The 21,675-nt window shown below is 64.6% G+C and carries 23 protein-coding genes, 1 tRNA gene and 1 pseudogene; 16 read left to right on the top strand and 9 right to left on the bottom strand.

Going from position 1 to position 21,675, the window contains the following annotated elements:
* The first annotated feature begins 170 nt into the window (after window positions 1-170).
* Window positions 171-893 carry a DUF4232 domain-containing protein gene (locus ACYF6T_RS15420; RefSeq protein ID WP_461696729.1) on the top strand — a complete coding sequence of 241 codons (723 nt, stop codon included), beginning with the start codon at window positions 171-173 and terminating at the stop codon, window positions 891-893.
* Between the two features lie 59 nt (window positions 894-952).
* Here ACYF6T_RS15420 and ACYF6T_RS15415 read toward each other — a convergent pair whose 3' ends face one another.
* Window positions 953-1,432, bottom strand: a complete 480-nt coding sequence (locus ACYF6T_RS15415; protein ID WP_461696728.1) for a hypothetical protein — start codon at window positions 1,430-1,432, stop codon at window positions 953-955.
* A gap of 437 nt (window positions 1,433-1,869) precedes the next feature.
* Here ACYF6T_RS15415 and ACYF6T_RS15410 point away from each other — a divergent pair, with 437 nt between their 5' ends.
* A complete protein-coding gene (locus tag ACYF6T_RS15410; protein WP_461696726.1) occupies window positions 1,870-2,400 on the top strand; it encodes a SigE family RNA polymerase sigma factor in 531 nt (176 codons plus the stop codon).
* Complete coding sequence (locus ACYF6T_RS15405) at window positions 2,397-3,182, top strand: hypothetical protein (protein ID WP_461696724.1); 786 nt, start codon at window positions 2,397-2,399, stop codon at window positions 3,180-3,182. The genes ACYF6T_RS15410 and ACYF6T_RS15405 overlap by 4 nt, the downstream gene beginning before the upstream one ends.
* Window positions 3,183-3,406: 224 nt before the next feature.
* On the opposite strand, the gene ACYF6T_RS15400 is transcribed toward ACYF6T_RS15405, so the two are convergent.
* The 6 genes from ACYF6T_RS15400 to ACYF6T_RS15375 form a co-directional block, all read right to left on the bottom strand.
* Window positions 3,407-3,571, bottom strand: a complete 165-nt coding sequence (locus ACYF6T_RS15400) for a hypothetical protein (RefSeq protein WP_461696722.1) — start codon at window positions 3,569-3,571, stop codon at window positions 3,407-3,409.
* 1,062 nt (window positions 3,572-4,633) lie between these two features.
* Window positions 4,634-5,113 carry a helix-turn-helix domain-containing protein gene (locus ACYF6T_RS15395; RefSeq protein ID WP_461696721.1) on the bottom strand — a complete coding sequence of 160 codons (480 nt, stop codon included), beginning with the start codon at window positions 5,111-5,113 and terminating at the stop codon, window positions 4,634-4,636.
* A complete protein-coding gene (locus ACYF6T_RS15390; protein WP_461696719.1) occupies window positions 5,110-5,463 on the bottom strand; it encodes a type II toxin-antitoxin system RelE/ParE family toxin in 354 nt (117 codons plus the stop codon). The genes ACYF6T_RS15395 and ACYF6T_RS15390 overlap by 4 nt, the downstream gene beginning before the upstream one ends.
* Window positions 5,464-6,007: 544 nt before the next feature.
* A complete protein-coding gene (locus ACYF6T_RS15385) occupies window positions 6,008-6,385 on the bottom strand; it encodes a hypothetical protein (RefSeq protein WP_461696717.1) in 378 nt (125 codons plus the stop codon).
* Window positions 6,385-6,813, bottom strand: coding sequence for an ATP-binding protein (locus ACYF6T_RS15380; RefSeq protein ID WP_461696715.1), 429 nt, complete (start codon window positions 6,811-6,813; stop codon window positions 6,385-6,387). Before ACYF6T_RS15380 ends, ACYF6T_RS15385 begins: the two co-directional genes overlap by 1 nt.
* Before the next feature lie 46 nt (window positions 6,814-6,859).
* The gene (locus tag ACYF6T_RS15375; protein WP_461696714.1) at window positions 6,860-7,267 is read right to left on the bottom strand and encodes an NUDIX hydrolase; all 408 of its coding nucleotides are present in this window, start codon (window positions 7,265-7,267) and stop codon (window positions 6,860-6,862) included.
* A 109-nt stretch (window positions 7,268-7,376) separates the two neighbouring features.
* Between ACYF6T_RS15375 and ACYF6T_RS15370 the strand changes: the two genes are divergently transcribed.
* The 10 genes and pseudogenes from ACYF6T_RS15370 to ACYF6T_RS15325 all read left to right on the top strand — a co-directional run bounded on the left by ACYF6T_RS15370 (window position 7,377) and on the right by ACYF6T_RS15325 (window position 14,271).
* Complete coding sequence (locus ACYF6T_RS15370) at window positions 7,377-8,168, top strand: GntR family transcriptional regulator (RefSeq protein ID WP_461696713.1); 792 nt, start codon at window positions 7,377-7,379, stop codon at window positions 8,166-8,168.
* A gap of 171 nt (window positions 8,169-8,339) precedes the next feature.
* Window positions 8,340-8,696: an SCO3933 family regulatory protein gene (locus tag ACYF6T_RS15365; protein WP_461696711.1), complete on the top strand. Its 357-nt coding sequence runs from the start codon at window positions 8,340-8,342 to the stop codon at window positions 8,694-8,696.
* A pseudogene (locus tag ACYF6T_RS15360) lies at window positions 8,696-10,008 on the top strand (FtsK/SpoIIIE domain-containing protein). Before ACYF6T_RS15365 ends, ACYF6T_RS15360 begins: the two are co-directional and overlap by 1 nt.
* An 87-nt stretch (window positions 10,009-10,095) precedes the next feature.
* Window positions 10,096-10,731 carry a DUF2637 domain-containing protein gene (locus tag ACYF6T_RS15355; RefSeq protein WP_461696709.1) on the top strand — a complete coding sequence of 212 codons (636 nt, stop codon included), beginning with the start codon at window positions 10,096-10,098 and terminating at the stop codon, window positions 10,729-10,731.
* A gap of 17 nt (window positions 10,732-10,748) precedes the next feature.
* Window positions 10,749-10,940, top strand: a complete 192-nt coding sequence (locus ACYF6T_RS15350; RefSeq protein ID WP_461696707.1) for a mobile element transfer protein — start codon at window positions 10,749-10,751, stop codon at window positions 10,938-10,940.
* Window positions 10,941-10,956: 16 nt separating this feature from the next.
* On the top strand, window positions 10,957-11,151 hold the full coding sequence (locus ACYF6T_RS15345; RefSeq protein WP_461696705.1) for a hypothetical protein: 195 nt from the start codon (window positions 10,957-10,959) through the stop codon (window positions 11,149-11,151).
* 25 nt (window positions 11,152-11,176) lie between these two features.
* Window positions 11,177-11,422 (top strand): SpdD protein, encoded by a 246-nt coding sequence (locus tag ACYF6T_RS15340; protein WP_461696704.1) that lies wholly within the window; start codon window positions 11,177-11,179, stop codon window positions 11,420-11,422.
* Window positions 11,423-11,561: 139 nt separating this feature from the next.
* Window positions 11,562-12,872: a replication initiator gene (locus ACYF6T_RS15335; protein ID WP_461697106.1), complete on the top strand. Its 1,311-nt coding sequence runs from the start codon at window positions 11,562-11,564 to the stop codon at window positions 12,870-12,872.
* A complete protein-coding gene (locus ACYF6T_RS15330; protein ID WP_461696703.1) occupies window positions 12,869-13,081 on the top strand; it encodes an excisionase family DNA-binding protein in 213 nt (70 codons plus the stop codon). The genes ACYF6T_RS15335 and ACYF6T_RS15330 overlap by 4 nt, the downstream gene beginning before the upstream one ends.
* Complete coding sequence (locus ACYF6T_RS15325; RefSeq protein WP_461696701.1) at window positions 13,081-14,271, top strand: tyrosine-type recombinase/integrase; 1,191 nt, start codon at window positions 13,081-13,083, stop codon at window positions 14,269-14,271. The genes ACYF6T_RS15330 and ACYF6T_RS15325 overlap by 1 nt, the downstream gene beginning before the upstream one ends.
* A 49-nt stretch (window positions 14,272-14,320) precedes the next feature.
* On the opposite strand, the gene ACYF6T_RS15320 is transcribed toward ACYF6T_RS15325, so the two are convergent.
* A tRNA-Gly gene (locus tag ACYF6T_RS15320) sits at window positions 14,321-14,394 on the bottom strand.
* Window positions 14,395-14,899: 505 nt separating this feature from the next.
* Between ACYF6T_RS15320 and dcd the strand changes: the two genes are divergently transcribed.
* The 3 genes from dcd to ACYF6T_RS15305 all read left to right on the top strand — a co-directional run bounded on the left by dcd (window position 14,900) and on the right by ACYF6T_RS15305 (window position 19,862).
* Window positions 14,900-15,475, top strand: coding sequence for a dCTP deaminase (gene dcd, locus ACYF6T_RS15315; protein ID WP_461696699.1), 576 nt, complete (start codon window positions 14,900-14,902; stop codon window positions 15,473-15,475).
* Entirely contained in the window at window positions 15,472-15,987 is a 516-nt protein-coding gene (locus ACYF6T_RS15310) for a phosphoribosyltransferase (protein ID WP_461696698.1), read from the top strand. Before dcd ends, ACYF6T_RS15310 begins: the two co-directional genes overlap by 4 nt.
* A gap of 1,058 nt (window positions 15,988-17,045) precedes the next feature.
* Window positions 17,046-19,862, top strand: coding sequence for a hypothetical protein (locus tag ACYF6T_RS15305; RefSeq protein WP_461696696.1), 2,817 nt, complete (start codon window positions 17,046-17,048; stop codon window positions 19,860-19,862).
* A 66-nt stretch (window positions 19,863-19,928) separates the two neighbouring features.
* Here the strand turns inward: ACYF6T_RS15305 and ACYF6T_RS15300 are convergent, their stop codons facing one another.
* Window positions 19,929-20,501, bottom strand: a complete 573-nt coding sequence (locus ACYF6T_RS15300; RefSeq protein WP_461696695.1) for a hypothetical protein — start codon at window positions 20,499-20,501, stop codon at window positions 19,929-19,931.
* Window positions 20,502-21,675: the final 1,174 nt, after the last annotated feature.

Here is a 21,675-nt window from a genome sequence, read left to right as displayed (position 1 = left end):
CCCTCATCCCAGTCGAGCGTTCCAGGGGAACGGCGTTTCCCCTAGCCAGACGCCGTTTCGGCGTTCCAGCGTCCCCAACTCCCCGCTGGCCCTGGCAGTTGGGACAGAACTCCTCACAAGCTTCGGTCATCCAATCACCAACGCCACCGGAACACCGAAGGGGCACGTCCATGTCGAACCTCCGTACCTCCCGCATCCGCCTCGCCGCCGCAGCCGCGACCACGGTGCTCGCCGCGCTCTCCCTGACGGCGTGCAACGACGGAACGGGCGCCCGCTCCGAGGGCCCCGCGACGCAGACGGAGCCCACGTCCACCCCGAAGACGAGCCCTTCCGCAAGCACCTCGAACTCTCCGGACCCCGAGGCCACTTCGAACCCCTCGAACCCTTCGGGCTCTTCGAACGGTTCATCCGGAGCCCAGTCCGCCACGGGCGCGAAGAAGACGACCGACCCGGCCGCCTCCGGCACCCCGGTCACGTGCGAGGGGTCCAACACCAGGACGGTGGCGGCCCCGTTGAACCGCCCCGTGAACCACATGCTGCTCACGGTGACGAACACCGGCAGCAGGAGCTGCTACCTCTACGGCTACCCGGCCGTCCGCTTCACCGACGCGCAGTCCGTGCCCCCGGCCATCGAGGACTCCAAGCCGCAGGCGGTCGTGACCCTGAAGCCCGGCGAGTCCGGCTACGCCTCCGTGAACCTCTCCAGCGCCGACGGCAGCGGAACGAACGGCCGCACGGTGAAGACGCTGACCGTCTACTTCTCCGGCCGCTCCCTCAGCGGAAGCGTCGGCAAGGCGGCCACCCCGCCGCTGCCCGCGCAGGGCGTCTACATCGACGACTCCCTCAAGGTCACGTACTGGCAGCAGTCGATGAACGACGCCACCGACTGGTGACGGCCTGACGGTGGTGTGAGGGGCGGGGGAGGGCTCGTGCCGTCGCCGAAGACGACGACCTACGCGCACCCCGAAGCCGCTCCCCCCGTCGACTCACTTGCCGGCTTCGGGGCCGTGCCACTGAAGCGCCTGTCCGGGTCGACTTCGGGGTGCGTGAACCGCACGGGCTTGCCCAGCGACCGGGCGTAGGCGATCTCGGCCCGGGTGCTGTCTCCGATGTAGTCGCCGACCACGAGCACCTCGTCGGCGAGCCGGATCTTCGCCCGGTGCAGATCGTCGAGCCGAACCTTCAGGGCCTCGGCCTCGACGGAATCGGACCACAGTTCGTGCGGCGACTTCATGTCACAGCCCGGTTTGACGACGATCTTCCCGTCTCTGGTCTCCCGCAGATCGGCCTCGCTCATCTCGGTCATGAAGCGGGTGGAGCCGCAGATCACGACGATACGCGGAAGCCCCAGCCGCTTCTTCGCGTCGGCGAGCTCCTCCTCAGGGGTGAGCGGTCGCGGGTGTGACACTGGTTCCTCCTGAGCGTGCAGCATGCGGAGATCCTGGACCGAGCCGAGCATCGACGGCCACGTGAGCGAGGGTCTGCCCCATCGCGCCCCTGGACGGTGCCGCCCCGTCCGGTCCCGGGTCGGCGGCGGGCGGCGGCCCTGGCCGGACGGACCAGAACGGCCGTCACGCGGCAGCGGCTCCAGACTGTACGGGCCGCCCGACGACCAGATGGACGCGGCGATGAACGTCACCGCATACGAGTCGGCCAAGGCGTGCGGGGCCTACGTGCTGGTCCGCACAGCCGGCCCCGGCGGCTGTCCCGCACCGACCACAGCTGCTCCCTGTCCACCGATGGCACCGGCTGCGGCGGGCGCACGACCGCTGCTCGGGACCCGGGCGACCCGGGCTGAGCACTGTTAGGCTGCGCCCCCATTGTTAAACGCGCAACTAACGCGCACATCATTGCCAGGAGAGGGCGGGGATGCTCCTCGATGACGCGTCCGCGGAGTTCCACGAATTCTTCGAACGCCACCATGCCGAACTCGCCCGTCTGGCATACCTCCTGACCGGCGAGGCCGACGCGGCGGACGACCTCGCGGCGGACGCCCTGGTCGCCCTGTGGCAGCGCTGGGACCGGTTGCGGCAGGCCGACCACCCGCTCGCCTATGCCCGCGGTGTGGTGGCCAACCTGGCGCGGGGACGGATCCGCAGCGCGGTGCGCGAACGACTCCGGATCACGCTGTTCTGGTCCCGCAGCCCCGAGAAGGTGGAGGGGCCGGACATGGCGGCCGTGCTGGACGTCCGTGCGGCGCTCGCCCGGCTGCCGTTCCGCAAGCGCGCCTGCGTGGTGCTGCGGCACGCCTTCGACCTGTCGGAGAAGGACACGGCGGCAGCGCTGGGCATATCGGTCGGTACGGTCAAGAGCCAGACCGCGAAGGGAATGGCGGAGCTGAAAAGGCTGCTGGGCGCGCGAGCCGTCGGGGACCTGGTCGCAGAGAGGAGGACCCGGTGAACGAGGAGATCGCTCGTCGGCTGCGCGAGGCCGCCGAGGCCCACCGGCCCGACCGCGCGAGGATGCTGGCCCGGGTGCAACGCGGCATGGCCGGCCCCGCCGTCCGTCACCGCGCCAGGCCGTTCGCGAGGTCCGGGACCAGGGTCGCCCTCGCCGGGCTCGCCGCCACCGGCATCCTGGCGACCGGTGGCCTCGCCGTCGCCGCCATCGTCGCGCACTCGTCGACGTCGCCCACCGTGACCACGCCTGCCACCCCGTCCCCGACTGTCAGTTCCCCGCACCCGACATCGGCCCGCCCCACCCCTGTCGCGCCGGCCCCGGCCACCACCCCGGGCAGCTCGCGCCGGACTCCGCCGGCCGCCACTCCGTCACCGTCCGCCGACGAGGGCCAGAACGGGGCGCTGTGGTCGGCCGGCTCGCTGGATCCGCACAGCACCGTCTACTGGACGCAGAGCAACCTCGTCCTCAAGACGACCCAGCCGCTCACCTCGCTCACCGTGGAGATCCGGATCGTGCAGACCGGCGGGGTGAAGAACACCGGCACCTGGCAGACCCTGCCGAGTGCCGACTTCACCGTCACCACCGAGGAGGCCGGCGGCACACTGGTCTACCGCTGGGTCCTCAAGCCGGGCCTGACCGTGCCGACCGGGAGCCATGAGTTCGCCGTCCAGTTCAACAACGGCACCGGCGAGCGCACCGCCACGGGCGACGGCTACCGCGTCGACGCGCGGGGTTCGGGCGGCCCCGCGTCGGTCCGAGGAGGGTTCGTCCCGGCCCGGTGAACGCCGCTGTGCGGCAAGGGCCAGCGGGTCGCCGTGGAACCGGGTGAGGACGGTGACGGCGGCCGTGAGGATTCCTCCATCGATCGCGGCAACCTTCGTGCGCCTGATGGCGACTGGCAGGCAACCGGGTCCGGATCAACGCCTGCTGTGCCAGAAGGACATGCCGCCGTCCGGCACTCCCAACTGCCCGGTGGGTCAAGTCCATCACCGGCGCCGGCACTCGCCTACTTGAGCGCTGTGCCGCCCGAGTTGTGATAGGCGATCGTCTTGCTGATCAGGTTTCCGCCGTCGGACTCGACCGTGGTCTGTTCCTGCTGCCCTGGACCGAAGAACAGGCCGGCGACATGGGCGTTCGCGACCTGGTCCATGTGCGCGAACAACCAGTCCACCTTCTTCCCGCGTTCCTCCGCCGGCACCTGGAGCCGTACGCCGACCCCGGCTTGACGGGTTGCTCTTGGTGGGGAAGAAGGGGACACCGACGGAGAGCAGCAAGTCGCAGCCGCCCCCGACGCCACAGTACGGAAGGCATGCCAGGATGCCGAGACCGTCCCGGAACAGCAGACGGTCACCGCGCACAGCAAAGAGGCCCGGGTCGATGACCTGGGCCTTCTTCATGGAGCGGGTGACGAGAATCGAACTCGCGCTCTCAGCTTGGGAAGCTAAGGGTATCTGGGGCTTGCTTCGGAGCTGACCTGCGGTGGGGCGGCCTCGGAGCCTGGCGGGCGGTCGCCTGGTTCCCCGGTGTTCCCCGTGGTTCCCCGCACGATCTGGCACGGGTCTGGCACAGATGGCCCTTCCGGGTCAGGCCTAGCGCGATCTGTGGCCACGCGTCAGGGCATTGCGCGGGTGAGGCGTTATGCCGCTTACGCGATATCGACGGTGTGCTATCAGGGGATTGGGCAAGATCCCTGATAGCACGATGCCGCCATGGGTAAAACAGGATGGAACTCAAAGCGAGACGCTCTGTCTAATCCCGTGGGCTGCTTCCTGCGGGGGATGTCGCCGGGCGTGAAGCGACGGCCTTTCCCGACTCTGGGCGATCGAGCTTGACCCTGCCCATTCCAATTTGCATGGCCATCAGATCCACGGCCTGCCGAAGATAAGGGAAGACGTCAGGAACGCCGATTTCATCCCCAAATTTCATTGCGTGTGCCGCCGGGATTTGAGGGTGATCAGGGCCAATTCGGTAATTTCCCACGACAATGGCCTCGATTTGACCGAGCGTCTTTTCGGACTTCCCGCGCGCCGTAGCGGTGCAGGATAGCCAGATGTGGATATGGTCCTTGCTAAACCCGAAAGATCGTTTGATCGAAATTTCCCACTCGGCTGTCCGTCCGGGGCGCTCTCTCTCGCCGCTCAGGCGCCTGGTTGCAACCTGGCACAAGTGAGCGTTTTCATGCAGCCATTTAGGGTCGGCTGCTACGTCTTCTTTGTGCGTCAACTCTGCCATATCACTGCGCCTGTACCGTGCGGTATTCGATCACGGAATCGTCGATACTTTCCCATGGAAAGGGTTCTTCTGGCTCCCTCTCCTCGGCAGGGGTATTCTCCTTGCGTACGACCGCAAGCTCCACAACTTCTGCCCAAGTGACTCGCTCTTGGTCACCCTCTTCTTCGCATTCTTCGTGAGGGCGATTGGCGACTACCTTATTTCGCGCCGTGCCTGCTTCGACTCGCTCTAGGGAGAGCTCGTAGCCCAGGGTGTGAAGGTATTCGGCGAGTGTGGAGATGCGCATATTACCATCCCCGTGTACAACCTGGTTGACGGCAGATTTTCGAATCCCAAGCCTGCGGGCAAGCTCGGCCTGAGTCATCCTGGAGTCTGTCAGGCTGTCATGAATAGTGGCGAGAACTTCGTACCGTAGTCGGGCCGCAGCAAGAGCGCGGGCGCCTTCTTCGGTTGAAGCGAGCCGCTCATACAAGTTCTTCATTGCGCTGTATCCTCCTTCATGACCCAGAGAGCCTTGTCGATATGCTTGCGAGGCGTCTTCTGTGATTTCTTCAGGAAGCCGTGAGTCAAGCGCGCAGTTTTGCCTATGAAGTGAGTGCAGTAAAAAAAGGGAAGCCTTACATCCCCGGCCTTGATTTCATAGATCTCGCCACGAAGATGGTTTAGTTGCAGTGGGACGCGAAGGGTTCCTCTTTCGGCAAACTCTTCCAAGCGTATTGCAATGTCTGCGAGTCTTTGCAGGTTGCCCTTCCGCTTAGCGTTTTTCTCTAAGTCGGCGATGAACTCGTCGGCTTCGAATCTCCCTTCTGTCGTTCGTGCAGCTTCGATCATGAGTGCCGTCCCTCGCTCGTAGCTGATCCTGCTGCAGTCTGCGCACGTTGTCCGTCGTACAGTTTCCACTGTACCGCCCTCCCCAAACGAGCGATATGAGTGAGCGGGATGCTAGCCGGGTTGAGCCGCTATGTGGGCGCTTCGGAGCGTTTCGTACCTGATCGATAGCTTGAGGTGGTGCCGCGTTGACCAGCACACACATCGCGGCTGGTGGAACGACTTTGGCCTGGAGCTGCTTTGGCGCGAGTGATCATGGCCCCGTAAGCTTCCGGCGCGTCGGGCAGTCTTTGGAGCTGCCCGGTGAAGCACGACGTTGGGGCCATGATCTTCGAGGCTCGCGCCAAAGTGGCTGGCTAAAGTCGTGGAGCCAGCCGCCCCAGCCACGACGTACCCCTCCTACGGCAAGTGGCTGATTGCTGTGCGCGCGGCACGGGCGCCGGCCGGGCTGGAGCGGGGCGGAGACAGGAGCGCAGGCCCGGCCGGGGGCCGGGCCGCGCGCGGTGAGCGGAGCGAGCCGCCTTGAACCAGTAGAGAAAGTTGTAACTCAGTCGGCAGCGTGGGGCTTGAAGTCGTACGCGCAGGCTGGAAGTTCGGCGCCGCTGCGGTGTGCGAGCGGCACGAAGAGCACCGGCCGGATCGTCCACGTGATCCGGGTGCGGGCCTGGGTGATGGACACGGTGCAGGGCTCGGACCGCAGGAGGGCTCGTCGTGTCTCGGTGCGGCCCTCGTATAGCCAGTCCCACGCCTCGTCGGAGGCTTCCGCGTCCAGCGCGGGTGTGATCGTGCGCAGCGTGACTGCCACCCAGTTGTCGGCCTGTGCCGCCGAGTACGCGTCGATCGATGCCAGGAGTGCCGGCCGTCGCTGCTCGTCCAGGTCCTCGGTCCAGCACTCGCACCAGTAGCCCCGCTGCGGCATGTCCATCAACACCGGTGGCCTCCAGGGCGCCAGTCCGCGAAGAGCTCCGCGGTAACCGTGTGGCCGCCGTCGGTCTCGTGGACCACGACCCGGTGCGCGATGACGCTCACCATGCCAAAACCGCGGCCGTGCTCGGCGTCCTGGTCCTGGTGCTCGACCTTCGGGGCCGTGCCGGTACCTCCGTCGTCTGTGACCGACAGGGCGATCACCTGCGGGGAGACGGCGAGTGCCAGGTGGAAGCTGCCCGACTCCGCGCCGCTGGCCGTGTGCAGGATCGCGTTCGCGCTCAGCTCGCTCACGATCAGCTCGGCGTCCTCCGCTAATGGTGATCCGCGCAGGATGTCGCGGGTCCATCGGCGGGCCCGGCTGACCTCTTCCGGGAATCCTGGGCAAGTGAGCCCCCAGACCCGGGCGCTACTCGTATACTCGTGCATACAAGTTCCTTCGTGCTGGTAGGCCGCCATGTGCAGCGGGTTCGGGCTAGACGAGTTTCACGCCGTCGTGGGCGCGAATGGCAGGCGGAGACGCCGCGTCCATTGCGTCCAAGACGCGGATCGCGTACGCCTCGTCGGCGAGCTCGGATACTTCTTCGCGGGTGGCCCAGCGCAGTGCGCGGGTTTCGCTTCCGGTGGTCGGCGTGCCGTCGGCGGCTTCGCAGCGGAAGACCAGAGAGACGATCAAGCCCGTCATGTTCTTGTAGACGCCGGTCAGGGTCGCAGGAAGTGCGATCTTGATGCCGGTCTCTTCGAGGACTTCGCGCTGGAGGGCCTCGGGGATGGTCTCCTCGCGTTCGAGGATTCCGCCCGGCGGTTCCCACTTGCCGTTGTCACGGCGCTGGATCAGGAGGGCCCGGCCGTGGGTGTCGACGACGACCCCGGCGACGCTCACGGAGTGCGGGCGTTCAGTGCTCACGTTCCTCGGCCCTCTCGGCTGGCTAGGCTCTCCACCGTAGCAACAAGACTCGCCCACTCGTCTAGATACCTAAAGGAGTACACACGTGAGCCCTGCTCTTCCTTCGGGCCTCCTCGGTGATCTCGACCCCACGAGCGATCGTGCGGTCTTCCGGCAGATCGCCGACCAGTTGCGTGAGGCCATCGACCGTGGGCGATTCAGAGAGGGCGACAAGCTGCCCTCCGAGGCTGACCTTGTCGAGCATTACGGGGTATCCCGTATGACGGTTCGAAACTCCTTCTCCATCCTCCAAGGGGAAGGGCTCGTGCACGCCGAACACGGTAAGGGCGTCTTCGTGCGGCCCCGGCCTCCCGTGCGGCGGCTCGCCTCTGACCGGTTTGCCCGGCGGCACCGGGAGCAGGGCAAGTCCGCCTTCATCGTCGAAGCGGACGCGGCCGGCAGCCACCCGCAGGTCGACAGCCTGGAGGTCAAGGAAGAGAAGGCGAGCCAGGACGTCTCCGCCCGGCTCGGGTCTGTACGGCGCGTGCTGGCTCGTCGGCGCCGGTATCTGCTGGACGGGCGGCCCGTGGAGTTCGCCACGTCCTATCTGCCGCTCGACATTGCTCGCGGTACGCCCATCGCCGAGCCGAACCCCGGCCCTGGTGGCATCTACGCCCGTCTCGAAGAGCTGGGCCACCGCCTCGACCACTTCGAGGAGGAGATCCGCGCCCGGATGCCCTCGCCCGCGGAGGTGAAGACGCTCCGGCTGGCCTCCGGCGTGCCGGTCATTCACCTGATCCGGACCGCCTTCGACACGGAAGGGCGGGCCGTGGAGGTCTGCGACACGGTGATGGCAGCGGACGCGTACGTGCTGTCGTATCAGCTTCCGGCGACCTGATCGTCATGGTTTGCGGTGGTGCGCGGGGACGCTTTCCCGAACTCGTACACCCCAACAGGCATACTCGTATAGACGAGTGGGCAAGTTGTGTGGCAACGTGGTTCCATGCGATCCCGGGAGATCGGGTTCGCGGGACGCATCATGTATAGACGAGTAGATAGGAAGAATCCCTTGCGTACCATCCGCGTTGAGACCTCCGGCGCCACGATCCTGCTGACCGAGGCTCCTGAGCCCAAGGTCCGCGACCGCCAGACCGGAGAGATCGCAAAGGACGCCAACAGCGGTGAAGCGCTGATGACCATCGGCGTCGTCTACATCGAGGACGGCGAGTCATCGCTGATCAAGGTCACCGTCCCGGAGGGCGGCATCTCCGAGGGGCTCGCCCTCGGGGCGCCGGTCTCGCTGCCTGGGCTGGTTGCCCGGCCCTGGGAGAGCGTGTTCAACGGTCAGCAGCGTCACGGCATCGCCTACCGTGCAGCCGCCGTCACCCCGGCCGCGTTCCCGGCCTCCACGGAGGCCGCCGCCTGATGAGCGACATAGCGACGCTTCTGGAGGTGGGTGGTCCTGTCGCCGCGCTTGGCGGCGGGGCCGCCTACGCCAGGGCCAAGCATCCGGCGGCGTACTGGTCCACAGTCGGCATGCCGGTATCCACAGTCCGGCTGCTCAGCACGTACGGCTCGGTCATGGAAGCGTGTGGCCTGACCGTCGCGCCGTCCCGGCTTCGGGTCCTCGCGGTCAAGGCGACCACCCGGCGTGAGGTTCGGCCTGTTCCGCCGCGTCGGGGGATCATTCGGCCCACGTCGACCGGGCTGCGCCTCCGCCTCCGGCTCGCCCCTGGGCAGGAACCCGCTGACGTCGCTGTCTCGGCCGAGCGGCTGCGGCATGCCTGGGGCGTTCACGCCGTGTACGTCACCACGCTCAAGCCGGGCGTGGTTGAGCTGCGGGTGGTCGGCTTCGATGTGCTTCGGAAGGTACGAATGCCTCGCAAAGTCGCGGGCGGGCTCCTCCGGGTGCCGGTTGCGCTGCGGGAGGACGCCACACCCTTCGTACGCGACTACCGCACCATCCCGCACCAACTCACCCTCGGTGCAACGCTGTCAGGCAAGTCCATGTACTTGCGCCACTTGATCACCGGCCTCGCTCGACAGCCCGTCGCCCTGGTCGGTATCGACTGCAAGCGAGGGGTGGAACTGGCGCCCTTCGCGCCCCGGCTCTCGGCGCTCGCCACCGACCCGGAACAGGCGGCCGACCTGCTGCCCGTGCTCGTCAAGGAAATGGAGGACCGCTACGACCTGATCAAGGCACGCAGGGCATCGCCCCCAGCACCCCCGATGAGGAGATCACCTCCGACATCTGGGGACTGCCAGAAGACGAACGGCCTGTGCCTGTCGTGCTGTTCGTCGATGAAGTCGCCGAACTCTTCCTCGTCGCCACGCGCAAGGACGAGGAACGCCGCGACGAGATGGTCACCCAGCTCATCCGACTCGCCCAACTCGGCCGTGCCGCCGGGATCTACCTGGAGGTGTGCGGGCAGCGGTTCGGCGCCGAACTGGGCAAGGGGGCCACCATGCTCCGGGCGCAGCTCACCGGCCGTGTCTGCCACCGGGTCAACGACGAAGCGTCCGCCAAGATGGCCCTCGGCGACATCGCCCCCGAGGCGGTCTTGGCTGCCTGCGCCATCGCTCCCGAGCGTCCCGGCCTGGCCGTTGCTGGCGACACCTCCGGCGGCTGGTCCCGCATCCGCACGCCGTACCTCTCCCTCGGCGATGCCGCCGAGACCTGCCGGGCCTCGGCACACCTGGTGCCCGACCTGCCTGCGCTGAAGCCCTTCCAGCCGTGACCGACTGACTTCCCCGACCCGTCGGCGTGGCCACCTCACGCCAACTCCCTACCCCTCCCATGTCTGAATCCGAAAAGGAGCCGCACCATGCGCGCCCACCTGGCCCGTGTCGACGCGGTGCTCATCCAGGCGCTCATCGCTGCCGCGCTGTCCTTCGCCCACCTCCACGACATCGCCTCGGCGGCCGGACAGGACGGTTGGAAAGCGTGGGCCTACCCGGTCAGCGTCGACCTGCTGCTCGTCGCCGCCTGGCGTCGACTGCGGTCCGGCGAGGCAAAAGCGGCCGGGTGGTGCTGGTTCGTCATCGCGCTCACCGCGTCCCTCGGCGCGAACGTAGCCACCGCCGGACTGCTCGACATGAACCAGGTGCCGGCCTGGCTGCGCATCCTCGTCGCAGGCTGGCCCGCAGTCGCCTTTCTCGGTGGGACGCTCCTCGCCCACTCCACACCATCAGCAACTGACGAGGACGACGACGGCGTTGAGGCCGTCGAGGACCAGGAGGACGCGCCCGAACCTGCGCCCGAGGCACCGCCCGCCCACCCCGTCATCGAGGCAGCGCCGGAACCCCCTTATGTACCCGTCCCGGCCGCCCTCGTCGAACACGCTCGCAAGGTCGCCGCCGACCACCAGACCCGCACCGGAACTCCCATCGACACCCCAACCCTCCGCGCACGGCTCGGCGTCCCGGCAGCCATGGCCGAAGCCATCGCCGCCCGCCTCTGAGAGGAGAGGAGATCCGTATGACCGCGAACCGTCGATTCCGGCACGTCACACGCATCGGCCCCGTCCAGGTCGGCACCTCGTACGACGGCCGGGGCCGCGAGAAGCACACCGCCGCCTGCACCGCCCCGCGCTGCGGTTTCTCCGCCGACTACGACAGCCGTGCCGCCGCCGAGCTGGCGGCCCGTACCCACCGCTGCCCCGTTCGCTGAAAGGACTCCGCCAACCGTGACCGTCAGCCTGCCGCTCGTCGTCGTCCTCGGCTTCTTCGCCTGGGGCGCGGTCAAGTTCCTCGGCGTCCGCACATGGATCGTCGTCCTGATCGCCCTCTTCGGGTTCTGGCTCTCGCACACCTTCCTCGCCCCGGCCATCGAATCCGGCACGCGTTCCGGCGTGGACGTCATAAACGGCTCGCATGTATAGACGAGTAGATAAGGAGATCCGCGCCGTGTTCCTGCCCAAGTACCCCGACAACCAGACTCCGCCGGCCGCACACACCCACATACCGGCTGATCCGGCGCCCGTAACGCGCTCGCTCCCGCAGGTCTCGATTAGTACGGGAGCCGTAGTGGCCGTGATCACGGGTGGCGTGGTCCTCACCGCGCTCTTGGCGGCCGTCGCCGTCTCGGCCATCTCCGTGGCCATCGCCGCCGTGGTCCTGCGCTCGCTGCTCCGCGAACACAACCGGCGCTGAACTGCGCCCGGCCTCCGGGGCGGCGCGACACGGCCAAGCATCCGCCGCCCCGGGGCCTGTCCTCCCTGACCAGATCAGCCAGAAGGAGAACGCCATCTTCACCCGCACCACCCCGCCCCCACTGCCGGAACTCGCGAACCTGGCCACGGACGGCACGTTGCCGGGTATCGTCCACCAACTCTCCGGCCTCGGCGGCTGCACCCACCCGATCCGGCTCGACGGCCACCGCACCGAGTACGACATCGACACAACGACCGGCGAGATTGGCCGAGTCCTCCACCACCTCGACTCGACCAGCCTCCCGGCCGGGCAGCTCCTGGTCCGCTGCAACAACCGCCGCATGACGCGGTGCCCGGCCTGCGCGGAGGTCTACCGCCGGGACACCTTCCACCTGATCACCTCGGGCCTACGCGGCGGCAAGGGCGTCCCGGAACACGTCGCCGCCCACCCGCGCGTGTTCGCCACCTTCACCGCGCCGAGCTTCGGCCCGGTCCACAACCGTCCCACCGGCCAAGCCGGAAGGGTCCGCCCCTGCCGCTGCGGCGTCACACACGACCAGGACGACGACGCGCTTGGCACCCCGCTTGCCCCGGACACGTACGACTACGAAGCGGCCGTGCTGTGGAATGCACACGCCGGTCAGCTCTGGCGACGCTTCTCGACCTACTTGCGCCGGGAGGTCGCCAAGCGTGCGGGCCTGTCTCAGCGCCGGTTCCGCGAACACGGGCGCGTGTCCTTCGCCAAGGTCGCCGAGTACCAGAAGCGGGGCGCCGTCCACTTCCACGCAGTCATCCGCATCGACGGCCCCAGCGGTGGCGACACCCCGCCTCCGCCCTGGGCCACGGCCGAGCTGCTCACCGACGCCATCCGCGCTGCCGTAGCCAAGGTCCGCGTGGACGGCCCGGTCATCGACGGGCGCACCCACACCTTCACCTTCGGCCACCAACTCGACGTCCGCACCATCCGATCCGCCGAGTTCAACGACGGCCAGGAACTGACCGAGCGCGCGGTCGCTGCGTATATCGCCAAGTACGCCACCAAGGGCGCCGAGACCGCGACCGGTGCCCTCGACCGGCCCCTGAAGTTCGCCGCCGAACTCGCCCAGCTCGACATCAGCGACCACGCCCGCCGCCTGATCCGTACCGCGTGGACTCTCGGCGCACGGAAGGAACTGGAACACCTTCGCCTGCGGGCTTGGGCCCACATGCTCGGCTTCCGCGGCCACTTCTCCACCAAGTCCCGGCGCTACTCCACCACGCTCGGCGCTCTCCGCGATGCCCGTGCCGAATGGCGCCGAGCCCAAGCCGCAGCGGCCAACGGTCCCGAATCGGACACGACGTACGTCCTCGCGCACTGGGTCTTCGCCGGTACCGGCCTCTCGGACGCCGAAGCCTGGCTTGCCGCATCTCTCGAACCCGCCCTCGGAACGGAAGGAGAGCCCACCGCATGACCGACCGCTACCTGTCCGTCGACCAGGTCGCCGAGTTGCTCAGCACGACTACCCGCTTCCCCCGGCGGCTGATCGAGGAACGACGCATCCGGTACGTGAAGGTCGGCCGGCACGTGCGCATACCGGAAAGCGCGGTCGAGGAGTTCATCCGGTCCCGCACGGTGGAGCCGCTGAGGCGACCCCGGCCGCGCTACGGGAGGGCTGCCTGATGGCCAACAACAAGGGCAGGCGGCGCCGCTTCGGGGCGATCAGACGGCTTCCCTCCGGCCGGTACCAGGCACGCTATCCGGGGCCCGACGGCGTGATGCGTCCGGCTCCGGTCACCTTCGAGACGACGGCGGACGCGGACGACTGGCTTGCCGAGAAGCAGACGGAGATCCGCCGTGGCGAGTGGCGTGACCCGGAGGCCGGAGCGGTGAGCTTTCGCGCTTACGCCGACAAGTGGGTCGAGGAACGGGAGTTGGCGCCACTGTCCCGGGACCTCTACCGCTATCTGCTCGACAAGCACCTGTTCGCCTTGGCCGAATTGGACTTGGACGAGATCACCGCACCGCGCGTCCGCGAGTGGCGGGCCGAACGGCTGCGGATCACAGGCGCCAAGACGATCACGGCCAAGGCGTACCGGCTCCTGAAAGCCATCATGGAAACCGCCGTGGATGACGAGCTGATCACGCGCAATCCTTGCCGGATCAAGGGGGCCGGTAAGGAGAAGGCGGCCGAGCGGCGCATTGCCACCGTCACCCAGGTCGACGCGCTCGCCAACGCTGTGGGGATGCGGTGGCGCCTGATGGTCTACCTCGGCGCCTATGGTCCGATGCGGCCGGAAGAGCTGGCCGGCCTCCGCCGCCGAGACGTCGACCTCGACAACCTGCGCATCCGCGTCCGCCTCGCCGAACCGGAGCGGATGAACGGGCGCCGGGTCCGGGGCGACACCAAGTCGGAGGCCGGTACCCGGACTGTGATTCTTCCCGCGTTCCTCCGTCGGGAGCTCCGCTGGCATCTGGAGAGCTACGCCGAGCCGGGGCCTGACGGTCTGCTCTTCGTCGGCGAGAAGGGCGCACCGTTCCGGCGCAGCACCTTCGGGCGGAAGTGGCGTAAGGCGCGCGAGATCGTCGGCATGCCCGAGGGCTTCCGGTTCTACGATCTCCGGCACACCGGGCACACCCTGTCCACCCGGTCCGGCGCCACTCTGAAGGACACGATGGTCCGCGCCGGGCAGTCCTCGGAGAAAGCCGCGCTGATCTACCAGCACTCGGACGACGAACGACAGCAGGAAGTTGCTGCCGGACTCGACGCGACGGTACGCAAGGCACGCCAGGAAGCTGCGGCCGTGCCAGATGATCCGCCGGACAAGCCGGACGATCAGCGTTCTGGCACGAATCTGGCACGCGACCACTGATCACAGCGGACAGCAAAAAGGCCCGGGTCTCTGACCTGGGCCTTAATCATGGAGCGGGTGACGAGAATCGAACTCGCGCTCTCAGCTTGGGAAGCTGATGTTCTACCATTAAACTACACCCGCGTAAGACGCCGACAAGGTCGGTGTCCGAACGCAACGTTACCTTACCCCATGCCAGGCCCCCGGCGCTGAAGCCGTGGGGCCTGAGTGCGTTTGAGGGATGGGACGGGGCTGCGGGGGGCCGGAGTTGGGGCGTACGGTGGAGGGGTGGGAGAGGGTCCGGGTGGGGTCGGAGTGCCGCCTGGAGAGTCGTTCCGTTGATCCCGTAATGTGGCATTTGTCGTCCGGCGAGCAGCAGCCGGACGCGGCTCTTGGGGAAGGGACAAAGGGACTTGATGGAGCGCACCGTCGTCCGTTGTGCCGATGGGCACGTGTTCAGCACCGCTTCGTTCCCGATGCAGCAGGCCGAGCGACTCGGCCCCGGCCGCCTGATGAGGTGTCCACGGTGTGCCCGGCTGCGCAGCGTCGTGCCGGTCACCCTTGAGAAGCGGTAGGGAACAGGTTCAGTGGTCGCAGGCGCGCGGCGTCCGATTGTGGGCGGTCCGCGCGCCGTGCGTATCCTCGGGGCGTGCTTCTCTCAGACAAGGACATCCGGGCCGAGATCGACGCCGGGCGGGTGGTGATCGATCCCTACGATCCATCCATGATTCAGCCGTCGAGTGTCGACGTGCGGCTGGACCGCTATTTCCGGGTGTTCGAGAATCACCGGTACCCCCACATCGACCCGTCCGTGGAGCAGGCCGACCTCACGCGGCTCGTCGAGCCGGAGGGGGACGAGCCGTTCATCCTCCACCCCGGTGAGTTCGTGCTGGCCAGCACGTACGAGGTCATCACGCTTCCCGACGACCTCGCCTCCCGCCTGGAGGGCAAGAGCTCGCTCGGGCGGCTCGGGCTCGTCACCCACTCCACCGCCGGCTTCATCGACCCCGGCTTCTCCGGGCACGTCACCCTGGAGCTGTCCAACCTCGCCACGCTCCCCATCAAGCTGTGGCCCGGCATGAAGATCGGGCAGCTGTGCATGTTCCGGCTCTCCTCGCCGGCCGAGTTCCCGTACGGCAGCGAGCGCTACGGATCCCGGTACCAGGGGCAGCGCGGGCCCACCGCCTCCCGGTCCTACCTCAATTTCCACAGGACGCAGGTATGAGCGCCGCGGACGCACGCGAGAACCTCACCTACGAGGCGTTCGGCACCGCCGTGCGCGAACTCGCGCAGACCATCGCCGACGACGGCTACGAGCCCGACATCGTCCTCAGCATCGCCCGCGGCGGCGTCTTCGTGGCCGGCGGACTCGCCTACGCCCTCGACTGCAAGAACCTCCACCTGGTGAACGTCGAGTTCTACACGGGCGTGGGCACCACCCTGGAGATGCCCGTCATGCTCGCCCCCGTGCCGAACGTCATCGACTTCTCCGACAAGAAGGTCCTCATCACCGACGACGTCGCCGACACGGGCAAGACCCTCAAACTCGTCCGCGACTTCTGCCTCGACACGGTCGCCGAAGTCCGCAGCGCGGTGATCTACGAGAAGTCGCACTCGCTGGTGAAGTGCGAGTACGTCTGGAAGCGCACCGACGCCTGGATCAACTTCCCGTGGTCTGTTTTGCCTCCATGCCGTAAGTCTGGCACGCCGGTCACGCCCTCGGAAGAGGCACTGTGAGACTCCTGGACGTGAGTCGATCTACAAACGGAAACTTGTCTGACTGCATGCATCAGTGATCAGCTGGCTGACGTGGTACGACACATTGCCTGTTCACAACCCAATACCGGAACCGGTGGGGTAGCGGTGTCGTCTCCCACCGAGTGGCCTGTAGTCCAGGGCCCAGGATCTTGGAGGAGGCTAAGGATGCCCATGAAGTCCGCGGGCAGGTTCGTCTACTGGTCTGACCGACTAGTCGAAGAAGTGGTCGATTCCAACGGTATCCGATTCGACTCGTCTATAAAATCAGCAGTAAAGCTTGGCGTGAGCGGAGTGGGTGTCGAGTTGAGCGGGAAAGACCGTCCAACGAGGACCAGTTTTGAGATCGCTAATAAGATTACAAAGAAGCTCGGATCTCAACTAGTCTCTAATTTCGATGACTCCGGCCCGCTCCAGCTCGTTCGCGGTAATGGGCATGTAGAGGTGGCGAAATTCCAGTGGTGGGGGTACGGAGGAGACCCCGCTGTCCTTCGGGATACATGCGTAGTTCACACGCGTACAGTTACCAAGCGGGGGCGCCGTGTGGATCTCTGCCTATTCGGCGGTATGAAAAATTTGAAAGGCTACATTACTACTGAGGACGAAGTTGGCGGTTGGACGTCATCGGCGGCTCCCGCGATCGGAGAACTCATCTCATCCCGAGGCTCGGTGAACTCTGAGGGGTACGATGACGAGTCACTTGCACTGGAAGCATTGAAGATCGCCCTATACCAAGGCGTCTACGTGAATGAGTCTGAACACGAGGGGCGACCTGAGACACGCGCTTTCACGATCGGAGGCGCTGACTCATGCGAATACGCAGCCTTGATCTATAAAGATGTAACCTTGACTCGCTCTCGATGGAACCACGACCTTGATATGAGCGGTGCTGATCGCATCCTCATCGGAGCGCCAATTTGGATCAGGACAGCGCAGCCTGAAAGTGTCAGAAGCTATTTTGGGCCGAATCGAGTGGTTCTCTCTTAGGCCCATAACCAAACAATAGATCGCCACCTGGAGTATGAGAGGTAAGCGGCACCGTGAACGGATTCTACGGACGCGAAGACAGCCTCAATGGACTTCTTGATCGCCAGACTCCGGTTGCGGTCGTAACAGGCGACGAAGGCATCGGTAAGAGTGCTCTGCTGGCAGTTTGTCGAGATGCAGTAAGAACACAGCACCTTGTCAGTGAGCAAGTTACAAGGCTCCCGCACCGAACGGGAGGCCTTCAGGCCGCTATTCTCAGTCAACTGACTTCAATTACATCAGGCCTGATAGCAGAGAGGGGCATGGCGGCAAAACTAGGCGAGCAATTCGCGATTCGAACTCGCGCGGCTCTCGGGTCTCGGCGCAAGGATTTCGCTCTGGCTGTTGCCAAGGAACTGCTCACTATTGTAAAGGAGCGTCTAGGTAGTGACACTGGGCAGGCGCTCGGTGAATTTTTTGCCGATGTCTCGGTAGACAATAGCGAGTCCCTGCTTGCGGTGTTGAATACCAAAATTGATGGTGATGCCTTGCAAGCGGTCATTGATATCGCTGGCGATGTTGCGTCACTTAAGCGGGACTCGACACTCTATCTATTTTTCGAAAATGCACAGAATCTGTCCGATGATGACCTGAGGCAACTTGCGGACATTTCCTTGATGTTGCCCGAAAATGTTGTCGTGAGAGTCGAACACCAGGATTCGAGTGAGGAGCATCGGCGAAGGATAAAGCTTCTTCGGTCGGGAGGCGTTACTCAGATCTCCCTGACAGGGCTAGACGAAGACGTCGTCAGGTCCTGGTGCCAAGCAGAAGGCGTGCCGGCTTCACTGCACAATCGTGTATATGTCTCCACGCGCGGTTATCCGCTGTACGTGAGCGGTGCAATTGGCCAAGCTTTGGCGAAACGACGCATCGGGGACGTCGCGCCGAAAGAGAACTTCCGACTCAATACTCTGGATAGCCTGAATGATCTGGACCCAGATGCGGCGGCAGCTGCTCGGAAGCTGTCAGCATTTATTGAACCTCCGCCTCATGAGCAGTTGATCAGGGAAGTCCTAGAGGGCGGAATGAGTGGAGTGCAGTGGGAGGGAATCCAGGCCAGGTTGCAGCAATCTCGAATCTTCGCAACAGAGGTCGGTGGAGTCCCATGGTTCCACGAGGCGCGCCGACGATGTATTTGGGAAAGTCTGTCAGCTCAGACCAAGCAAGATGTGGCTGATCGTGCTGTTGACGTAATCCTATCCCTTTTTAGAGATACCGGAAATACCGAACTACTTGTGAACCTTGCTTTTATCGGCACGGCCAGCAGCAAGATTCAAGAAGACTCTCGGGCAAGTTATCTCTGCAGAGCAAAGCTTGATGAAATTGCGCTACTGGGTGCGCTGCTTGAGCTAGCCGAACCGGTCAACGAGGGTCCATCGCCCGAGACGCCTACCGCATGGGGTGCTTCGGTTTTTGACTACTCGCGTCAGGCATTCATGCCGGATATTAATGCCACTTCCGCGCTCAACGATTTGTCTGCTGTCGAGATTATTTTCGAAGCACAGAACGAGAACGCTTCTGTGCTAGTTCCAAGGCTGACTGAACTGGCGTACTTTATTGCGCTCGGTCGTGCTGGCGCAGAGCTTCCCAGGTTTCCAATGGCGCGGCTCGCGACTGTCATCTTTCAGCATGCGATCGCTCCGAGAGTGGCAGGTTTTGCAACTTGTAACTATGGCATCGGAAAGCAGAACCTGCTCAAAGCCATAGTGGACGGCAGAAGGGCATATTCTGCTGAGTGCACACGGGCGCAAAGATTGATCAAGCCCTATACAGATGCGGTCTTCCTGCGAGCGTTGGTAGAGCAGCAACCCTTCTATGCGTATGCGACCTTTCCCGATGTAGAGCAGGCGAATCGCAGTGCAGAGGTCCTGAACCTGGTGGGAGGTGATTACTGGGGATTGCATCTCGACTTGGAATGGGTTCAACAGCTCCCTGCGGAAAAGATCCGATCAGGCCGCTTCCTGAATGCGCTAGAACGTCTTCACTTTAAGCAACGAGACGGTCTTTCGTATCTACAAAACGTCACCAAGAAAGCTGACTTGTTGCGGCACGTGCGCGCGAATCTGAATCGCCTAGAAAGAGGTGTACTGAACCTTGAGGAATCGATCAGTTATATTGTTATGGAGACGGACGGCCATGCAATGCTGGTCGAGGTAACTGGTCGTGGTGACGGAGTAATCTCGCTGCCTGCCTCGGCATTTTCTGATTTCTCCTTTACGGGGCCATACCGATGGGCGGCGCTGAAGGAAACTCTAAATCTCAAATCAGGCGAGAGAGCTGATCATGTAACGATCCAGACGGCGAGTGCGACGTATGGCGAACCTAAGAAGATTTTGGAAGAATTGGCGAATAAGGCGAAAGCCTATAATCGCTATCAGCCAGCCGTGCAGATCAGGACCGCTCAAGGCGATCTATGTGAGACTCTGCAGGCCTCAGCAGCGGGGACTTTCTTTGACGCTCAGGCGCTTGGTGCAGTGTTGAGCCAATACGGAAGTGTAGATCTCACTCCGCAGAGGACGCTATTCATGCTTTACCGCAGCGGTGAGGGGGGAAGGAGGCTCGAAGGTGCCAACTCCGAAGCAGTATATTTGACAGTCCCTGATGCATCACTTGATTGCGATGCTATTGATGTGAAAGTGGCTGACTGCCCGGAGTCGTCGGCATTCGACACGGAATTGTTTGGTGCTGCCTTTTCTGAGCAGCTTGCTCAGATTCCGGAAGTGGCCAACGGTACCCGTGATTGGCGAATGTTCCTGAGTGTGGGTGACGCGTATTACGTGATCTCGCGACTCCTCGGCTACGGAGTCAGCGACGTTAGATTCGTGCCATAAAGTTGCGGACTCTGCTATAATTGTTCGGCCTGTGATTATTTTCGCGATGGCTCTATTGTGGTCTGGTTAGAATGGAAGGTCTGGGCCGATAGTCCCGCGTTTTATGGTCGTGACTCGCTCATGAAAGTCCCGAGTGGCGGCTTCACGCGGGTAACGGGAGCGCAGTTCTCTATCGAGCTCGTCAGCGACTAATAGCAGGGACGGCAGGGACCTGCGGTTGGCTTCCAGAGCTGTGGTGCCCATGCCGATGGCTTCTTCTATCTCGCCGGTGCGGGCTGCGGCTACTCCGAGGGTGAGGCGGGCTTCTGCGGCGCGCATGGGGGAGATCTCGGTTCCGTCGGGGCCGGTGCTGATCTCGATCACTGACCGGGCGTGGGCGGCGGCGCGCTCGTCGTCTCCGAGGAGGCGGTAGGCGTCCATCTCGTAGAAGTCCCACTTGTCGGGGTCGATGATGAAGTGGTGTTCGGGGTGGTCGGGGCGAGGTAGGCGGTCCAGTCGTGCTCGGCCGGCATCTAGGGAGTCGCGGACCAGGCGGGCGTCTCCCATGCGGGCGGCGGCGCGGGCCTTGTGGGCATAGAGCTGTACGCCGACCGAGTGTGTCTGGTCGGCGATGTGTCCGGCCTCGACGGCGGCGAGCATGTCTTGCCAACGGCTCTGGGTGAGGGCGAACCATGCCTGGATCTCCCATGCCCATGCTTTGATCTCGCCGTGTCCGGCTTCCTCACCGATGCGGAGTGCGGCGGCCTTGCTGAGGTTGGCGGCCTCGCGCTGGCCCCGGTCGTACTGGACGCACGCGTTCAGGAGGAAGAGCCAACCGGCGTCAACGAGTAATTCTCGGTGCTGGCGGAGGGTGGTGCGGCCTTCGAGCTGCTTGGTGACGTAGTGCAGCCCGTTCTTGGTCCGCTCGTGGAGGTAGTCGGCCCGCAGTGATAGAAGTCCAATCTGCGGTCGTCCGGGGCGGCCGATCGGCGGCCGAGCACGGTGAGGGCGGCCTGAACATCCGCCGTGACATGCGTGTCTTTAGGGGAGCGCGGAGTTTCTCTAGTGGTTTCGCGCACATGGGCCGTGAGCAGCTCTACCACCGTGGGCCTGTAATCCTCCGACTCTTTGGCGATGCGCTCAAGGGCAAAGATGCCGCCAATTCGTACCGTCATATTCTCTGATGAAAGGAGTTTGATCGCCTCTACGTACCTGTCAGTTACTTGCCCCTCGCGGGTAAGCTGAGCTTATTCTCGGTCCTTCTCGCGAGTATGCTCAAAGAGTTTTTCTGACTGCCCAAAGAGCCTTTCAGTGTGTTTGTGGCTGCGGTGAGTGTAGTAAAGGCCCAGTGCCGCAATTACTCCGCGCCGAGCGCCACAACGGTCGTACGAAATCCCGTGATCACAACCCCGTCTGCAGGTTGAAGATCTTTATGCCGAAGATGGCTGTTATCGAACCACCACGGGCCTTTCCACAGCAGGAGTCCATACCCCAGCACGACCGCGGCAGCCAGAAGCCCGGTGCTTACAGGTTTCACCCACGCCCTCATGCCTCACAGCATGCCTCGCAGTCCAATGGCTCAACCGGCGAATGATGCAAGCCTGAGGAACAATTGAGGTCCAAGCGCACGGTGCCGTCAGTACGGTACCCAAAGGTCGGTGTAGCGGCTTTGGGGTGGCGCTGCTTTGGCGCGAGTGATCATGGCCCCGTAAGCTTCCGGCGCGTCGGGCAGGTAGTGGACCTGTCCGGTAAAGCACGACGTTGGGGCCATGATCTGCGAGGCTCGCGCCAAAGTGGCTCCGTAAAGCCGCGGAGCCGACCGCCCCAGCCACGA

The organism is Streptomyces sp. 7R007, from assembly GCF_054850255.1.
The sequence above is the reverse complement of the archived record's forward strand: the minus strand, read 5'-3'. Positions and strand labels throughout refer to the sequence as shown.